Raw genomic sequence first — 6,968 nt, forward strand, 5'->3', positions numbered from 1 at the left:
GGCGGGGGCGGCGGTGCGGGTTCGGGCGCGGTGGTGGGAGCGGATTTTCCGTTCCCGCTCGGGGCGGAGCGCGGGGCGCTGCGCACGGCGGCGGCGTCACCGGTGGGTTCGGGGGAGTAATCGACGAGGAACTCGTGCCAACTCGGGTCGACCGACGAGGGATCCTCTCGGAACTTGCGGTACATCTCTTCGACCAACCACTCGTTCTGACCGAATGGTGAAGGTGAATTCACGGCTGCTGTTCGCCTCAATTCTTCGCTTCGAGCCAGCCCCCAGCGGCAGCCGGCCACCCAATCCAACCCCGGTGTGCGGTTTCCCGCATTTCCGCCTTGTAAAGGCTAGCGCTTCTGCCGGGGACCGGACCACGCAACGTGCTTATGGTCATTGCGGTCACACCCCTGGGTACCCGAGCGGCGTGGATGACCCGCCGAAAGGCCGGGGAGTCCGACTACTGGCGCGGCGCGGGCAGCAGGTGCAACGGCGACGGCCAGCGCGTCGGCGGGTCGCCGAACGCCCTGCGGGCGTGGCCGACGATCTTCTTGCCCATCATTCGGTTGCCGACACCGCCGACGACGGCTCCGATGCCGACCGGCAGGAGCTTGCCGAACGCGATCGCACCGCGCTTGAGGGTGTAGCGCTTGACGAAATAGCGCAGCAGTCGGGAGTTCAGTTGGGACACCGCGGGCAGCGGCAGCGACGCCGCACCGTCGGACAGCCACGCCCCGCTGGTCCGTCCCGGACCGAGCAGGTCTGCGACTGCGTGCTTGCTGTCGTCGCCGACGAGGACGGCCAGCACGAGGGCGCGGCGGCGCTCACGGTGCTCGGCGGGGATGCCGTGCACTTCGGCGACGGCAAGCACATACACCGCCGTCGCCTCGAGGAACACCACGGTTTCACCGGCAACTGCCGACATCGCGATCAGCGTGCCGATGCCCGGGAACGCGGCGGCGGACCCGACCGCCGCCCCACTGGCCATCACCGCGGCCATATAGTGCTTGTCCAACTTGTCGATGATGTCGGCAGGGGTCGCGCCGGGGTTGTGCTCGCGCAACCGGTCGACGTAGGCCTTGACAGCCGGGCCCTGGACGCGGGCGCCGCGCTCGATGATCTGGGACAGCACCTTCGCCGCAGTGCTCGGATCCTCGTCCTTGACAGCCGGCAACTGATTCTTGGTGCGTGATCGGGCACTCATTCGGTGGCCTCTCCTGTTCAAAACCGTCTACGACGGATGCACTCAGGCTAATGGTTGTGAAACGAACGGCGGCCGACATGGCGTGCCCGAAGGTGATAGCGGTCACTGTCTGCGCATCAGGGAAGAAATAATCGGATAGCGACGCTAACCAATTGCATGGCAGTATCCGGTGACGTGGACGTGACTCGACCCCAATCCGATCTGGCGGCGCAGCCGCCGGGTCGCACCCGGATGATCGTGGTCCTGGGACTCCTGGTGGCGCTGGGTCCGCTGACCATCGACATGTACCTGCCCGCCCTGCCGAAGATCGCCGAGGACCTCTCGGTGTCCTCGTCGGTGGTGCAGTTGACGCTGACCGGCACCCTCGCCGGCTTGGCGCTGGGACAATTGATCGTCGGCCCGCTGTCGGACTCCCTCGGTCGCCGCAAACCGATGATCGCCGGAATCGTGCTGCACATGGTCGCCTCGCTGTTGTGCCTGTTCGCGCCGAACATCGCGCTGCTCGGCGTCGCGCGCGGCCTGCAGGGCTTCGGCGCGGCAGCGGCGATGGTCGTGGCCATCGCGGTCGTCGGTGACCTCTACAAAGACAACGCAGCGGCCACGGTGATGTCGCGCCTGATGCTCGTGCTGGGGGTGGCGCCGGTGCTCGCGCCGTCGCTCGGGGCAGTGGTGCTGCTCCAGGCGTCCTGGCACTGGATCTTCGCGACGTTGGTGGTCCTGGCGGGCGCGCTGTTGGTGATGGCGGCCATCGCACTGCCCGAGACGCTGCCGGAGAAGAACCGGCGTCCACTCAGGGTGTTGGGGATCGGCGCGACCTACCTGGGACTGCTGCGCGACGTGCGCTTCGTCATCCTGGTGCTCGTCGCGGCACTGGGCATGTCCGGCCTGTTCGCCTACATCTCGGGCGCGTCGTTTGTCCTGCAGGGCCGCTACGGTCTCGACCAGACCGCTTTTGCGCTGGTGTTCGGTGCGGGCGCCATCGCGCTGATCGGTTCCACCCAGTGCAACGTGGTGCTGCTCCGACGCTTCTCGCCCCAGCAGATCATGGTGTGGGCGCTGGTTGCCGCGTCGGTGTCCGGAGCGGTCTTCGTGGCGCTGGCGGCCGCCCAGGTCGGCGGCGTGTTCGGTTTCATCGTGCCGGTCTGGGCGATCCTCGCCGCGATGGGGCTGGTGATCCCGAATGCTCCGGCTGTTGCGCTGACCCGTCACCAGGAGGCGGCCGGTACCGCGGCAGCACTCCTGGGGGCCGCACAGTTCGGCTTGGGCGCCGCGGTGGCCCCACTGGTGGGTGTGCTCGGCAACAACGAGCTGGCCATGGCGGTGGTGATGTCGGCCGGGGTGATGATCGCGCTCGGAGCTCTGCTGGTCACGGGCGTGCACAAGTCGGCTGCGGCTGAGCGCCTCGCCGGGGAGGCCATCGCCGAACCTGCGTGACGGCCCGCGTCGGTCACGCGACTTGTCGGGATACTCGCGGGTCCGTACGGTCGGTCCGTCCGCTGCTCCGCGTACCGTGATGCCACGCTGATCGACCGCCGACCGCTCCACCAGACGAGACTGCCGACCCCACCATGTTCGAGACCGTGAGACCGCGCGCCCACGAGGCCAATCCGTGGCATGCGTTGTGGGCGTTGCTCATCGGGTTCTTCATGATCCTGGTCGACGCCACGATCGTCGCCGTCGCCAACCCGGCGATCATGTCCAGTCTCGGCGCCGACTACGACGCAGTGATCTGGGTGACCAGCGCATACCTGTTGGCCTACGCGGTACCGCTGCTGGTGTCCGGCCGGCTCGGGGACCGGTACGGCCCCAAGAACATCTACCTGCTGGGGCTGGCGGTCTTCACGGTGGCGTCGCTGTGGTGCGGGCTGTCCGACAGCATCGGCATGTTGATCGCCGCCCGGATGGTCCAGGGCGTCGGTGCGGCACTGCTGACACCGCAGACGCTGTCGGTGATCACCAGGACGTTCCCCGCTCACCGCCGCGGGGTGGCGATGAGCATCTGGGGTGCCACCGCGGGCGTCGCCACGCTCGTGGGTCCGCTCGCCGGCGGGGTGCTGGTGGAGCACCTGGGATGGCAGTGGATCTTCATCGTCAACGTGCCCGTCGGCATCATCGGCCTGGTGGTCGCGGTCCGGTTGGTGCCGGCGCTGTCCACCCAGAAGCAGGGGTTCGACGTGCCCGGCGTGGTGTTGTCGGCCGTCGGCATGTTCCTGATCGTGTTCGCGCTGCAGGAGGGGCAGGCCTTCGACTGGGAGCCGTGGATCTGGGCGACCATCGTCATCGGGATCGGGGTGATGGCCGCGTTCGTCTACTGGCAGTCGGTCACCACCGGCGCGCCGCTCATCCCGCTGGTCATCTTCCGTGACCGCGACTTCTCGATGTCCAACCTGGGGGTGGCGACCATCGGGTTCGTCGCCACGTCGATGATTCTGCCGCTGATGTTCTACGCCCAGGCAGTGTGCGGTCTGACGCCCACTCAGGCCGCTCTGCTGACCGCGCCGATGGCTGTCGCCACCGGCGTGCTGGCGCCGCTGGTCGGCAGGATCGTCGACCGGTCGCATCCACGGCCGGTGGTGGGTTTCGGCTTCTCGGTGATGGCGATCGGGCTGACGTGGCTCTCGATCGAGATGACGCCGACCACCCCGATCTGGCGCCTGCTGCTGCCCCTGACCGCCATGGGGGTGGGCATGGCGTTCATCTGGTCGCCGCTGGCCGCCACCGCGACCAGAAACCTGCCGATGCAGTTGGCGGGCGCGGGCTCGGGTGTCTACAACACCAACCGCCAGGTCGGCTCGGTGCTCGGCAGCGCGGGCATGGCCGCATTCATGGCGTCCCGGTTGTCCGCCGAGATGCCGGGCGCGACGGCCGCCACGCCGCAGACCGAAGGGTCGGTCACCCAGCTACCCGAGTACCTGCACGGGCCGTTCGCGGCGGCGATGTCGCAGGCCATGCTGCTGCCGGCCTTCGTCGCGCTTGTCGGTGTCATCGCCGCGCTGCTCCTGCTGGGGTTCGCCAACTCTCGAATTGTGCAGGGCGCCGTAGCCGACCCGGCCACCGGCGACGGCGAACACCACGACTGGGACGACGAAACATTCGTCGACGACGACGAGTACGTCGAGTATGAGGTGACCTGGGACGACCCCGAACCGGGGCCTTCCGAGGTGCCCGTCCCCGCCACCGGACCCTCTGCCGCACAACGGGAATGGCGCAGTCTTGTCGATGAGCTGCTGGCGGAACCGCCCGCATCACCCGGCGACGACCCGATCGGATCCGCGCACAACGGTTTCCACATGGGCGGAGACGAACTCGGCACCCGCGGCAGGCATTCGCGGGAAGCGGACTAAACCGCGCTCTCCATCAGTGCGGCGAGCCGCTCGTTGGCGGTGTTGAGTGCCACCGTGAGCGCGCCGATCGCCTTCTCCCGCACCCGGGGCTTGTCCGGGAGCAGTAGGAACAGGTCGCGCAGCACGTTGAGCCGGGCAGATTGCAGCCACTCCAGCAGCTCGGGGTCCTGCAGCCACCGCGCCTGGGCACGGTTGTCCGCCAACAACATCCGCAGCCAGTCGATCGGCGCGTCGGGGTGCGGGATGGGTTCGCACAGCGCGTTGCGTGCCTCATCGTCCCCGTAGGCCGCTTCGACATGGGCGATGAACGCCGAACTGAACACCTGCTGGCATCCGCGCACGCTCTGCAGGGTTATCCGGTCACCGTCGAACACCGGCACCGACGGGGGCCGCGGCAGTCCCTGTGTCGTGCAGTCGACGTACAACGACGGCACCGGCGTCGATACCGAGCCGCCCTGCAACACCAACTGATCCGGGTCGACCCGGTTGATGTGGCCCATCCGCACCACGTCCTCGACATGACGCAGTTGCTCGAGTTCGCCGAGCGAGACGATCGCGCAGTGGTACATGGTGGGGCGCACCGTCGGGTCGAGGCGGAGCAGGCTCTGGTCGGCCTCCAACCGGGTGAACAGGTCATCGACCGAGGTCGCCTCGGTGATCGCCGTCATCCGGGTCCCGATCGACTTGCGGAGTTGCTTGACGAAGACCGGACCCGGTTGCACGTTGGCGCGGTTCAGCAGCCATGAGTCGCGCGGCATGACCCACCGAAGCCGCTCGGCCGGAACTCCGTTGCGCAACAACCACAGACAGCAGTCCATCCCGGTCTTGCCGCCGCCGACGATCGTGAAGTGCTGCCGGTCGGGCGCATGCCGGGGCAGCTCGTTGGGGGTCACCACGTCGACCCCGTCGGCGACCGCGAACGGCGGCCCGGACCGCATCGACTGCACGATGGTCAACAGATACGTCGCGTCGACCACTCGTCGCCGCACGGTCACGGTGTGTTCGGTCCTGTCCAGGGTGGCAAACGTGCTCCCGCCCAGATAGCGGGCCGACGGGAAGTAGGTCAGCCGGCCGGTGGGCAGCATCCGGTGACGCATCACCTGGTCGTAGTAGGCGCACACCTCGTGGCCGGTCGCCAGTTCGAAGAACCCCTCGTTCCAGCCGGCGGTGTCGACGGAGTCCTCATTGCCGAGGGCGCAGGAGTTCACGCCGTAATACGCCGACGGCTGATGCAACCGCACGAAGGGATACACCGAGTTCCAGTGACCGCCGGGCTGATGGTGCTCGTCGACGAGCACCACGGTCGCGTCGGTTTCGGTCAGCAGTGTGTCGACGAACGCCATGCCCATGGCGCCCGCCCCGACGACGAGGTAATCCGCTTCGATCCGTGTCACTGCACGGACACGCTACGTGGCCGCATCGGTTGTGACGGTGACGGGTCGGTGACGTTCGAAGAGCACAGCGGGGTTCAGATAGCCGTCCGGATCGAATGCCGTCTTCACCGCCCTCATCGCGGCGATGTCAGGATCGGTGCGTGACATCGACACGTAGTCGCGCTTGCGGGTGCCCACGCCGTGTTCCGAGCTGACGTTGCCGCCGCAGCGGGCGATCAGCGCCATCATCGCGGCGTACAGGGTCTGCTCAGCGTCTCCGGCCAATGCGCAGCGGACGATGTTGAGGTGCAGATTGCCTTCGCCGACATGTCCGAACAACACCGGGATCGCGTCCGGGGCGTGGGCGGCCACCAGCTCGACGGACTCCGCGGCGAAGTCCGGGATGGCCGAAAGTGGCAGCGACACATCAAATTTCAGAGGAGGTCCGTAGGCCCCCAGCACCTCCGCGACCGCCTCGCGGACCTGCCAGAGTCGTTGCTGGGCAGTGCCGTCCACGCCGACCGCCGGCTCGCCGGACAGTTCCGCTGACTCGAGCGCCTCGGCGAGTCGCTCGGTGAGATCGGCGTCGCCGGCCAACTCGATCAGCAGCTGCCAAGCACCCTCGACCGGCGTGCCGACGCCGACGTGCTCGGCGGTCAGCACGCTCGCCCGGGCGTCGATCAGTTCCAGCGCGGCGATGCCCTCCATGTCGCGGAACACCCGCCCGGTCTCCATGAGAGCGTGCAGGTCGGTGAACCCGCAGATGGCGGTCACGCGGTGCCGGGGGGCGGGGTGCAGTCGTAGATCCAGTCCGGTGATGACGCCGAGGGTGCCTTCGGAGCCGACGAACAGCGACGCCAGGTCGTAACCGGTGTTGTCGCTGCGTACCTGACTGTGCCGCTGCACCACCGACCCGTCGGGCAGCACCACGTCCAGGCCGAGAACCTGCTCGCCCATGTTGCCGTAGCGCACGGTGCGCAGACCACCGGCGTTCGTCGACGCCATGCCGCCGACCGTCGCGGTGTCCCGCGCCGCCAGGTCGACCCCGAAGACCAGGCC

General features: G+C 68.0%; 6 protein-coding genes. 2 read left to right on the forward strand and 4 right to left on the reverse strand.

Going from position 1 to position 6,968, the window contains the following annotated elements; translation table 11 throughout:
* The coding region (locus WA965_RS04820; RefSeq protein ID WP_526447167.1) for a 2-oxoglutarate dehydrogenase E1 subunit family protein at positions 1-185 on the reverse strand (185 nt) is incomplete at its 3' end.
* Between the two features lie 263 nt (positions 186-448).
* Positions 449-1,192 carry a hypothetical protein gene (locus tag WA965_RS04825; RefSeq protein WP_526301868.1) on the reverse strand — a complete coding sequence of 248 codons (744 nt, stop codon included), beginning with the start codon at positions 1,190-1,192 and terminating at the stop codon, positions 449-451.
* Positions 1,193-1,348: 156 nt separating this feature from the next.
* On the opposite strand from WA965_RS04825, the gene WA965_RS04830 reads away from it, so the two are divergent.
* Both WA965_RS04830 and WA965_RS04835 read left to right on the forward strand, forming a co-directional pair.
* The gene (locus WA965_RS04830; protein WP_526301866.1) at positions 1,349-2,626 is read left to right on the forward strand and encodes a multidrug effflux MFS transporter; all 1,278 of its coding nucleotides are present in this window, start codon (positions 1,349-1,351) and stop codon (positions 2,624-2,626) included.
* Positions 2,627-2,760: 134 nt separating this feature from the next.
* A complete protein-coding gene (locus tag WA965_RS04835; protein ID WP_526301864.1) occupies positions 2,761-4,536 on the forward strand; it encodes an MFS transporter in 1,776 nt (591 codons plus the stop codon).
* Here WA965_RS04835 and WA965_RS04840 read toward each other — a convergent pair.
* A complete protein-coding gene (locus tag WA965_RS04840) occupies positions 4,533-5,930 on the reverse strand; it encodes an NAD(P)-binding protein (RefSeq protein ID WP_526301862.1) in 1,398 nt (465 codons plus the stop codon). The genes WA965_RS04835 and WA965_RS04840 overlap by 4 nt on opposite strands.
* 12 nt (positions 5,931-5,942) lie before the next feature.
* On the reverse strand, positions 5,943-6,968 hold a 1,026-nt coding region (locus tag WA965_RS04845), incomplete at its 5' end, for an FAD-binding oxidoreductase (protein WP_526447165.1).

It is taken from the genome of Mycobacterium sp., from assembly GCF_049683935.1.
Taxonomy (GTDB): domain Bacteria; phylum Actinomycetota; class Actinomycetes; order Mycobacteriales; family Mycobacteriaceae; genus Mycobacterium.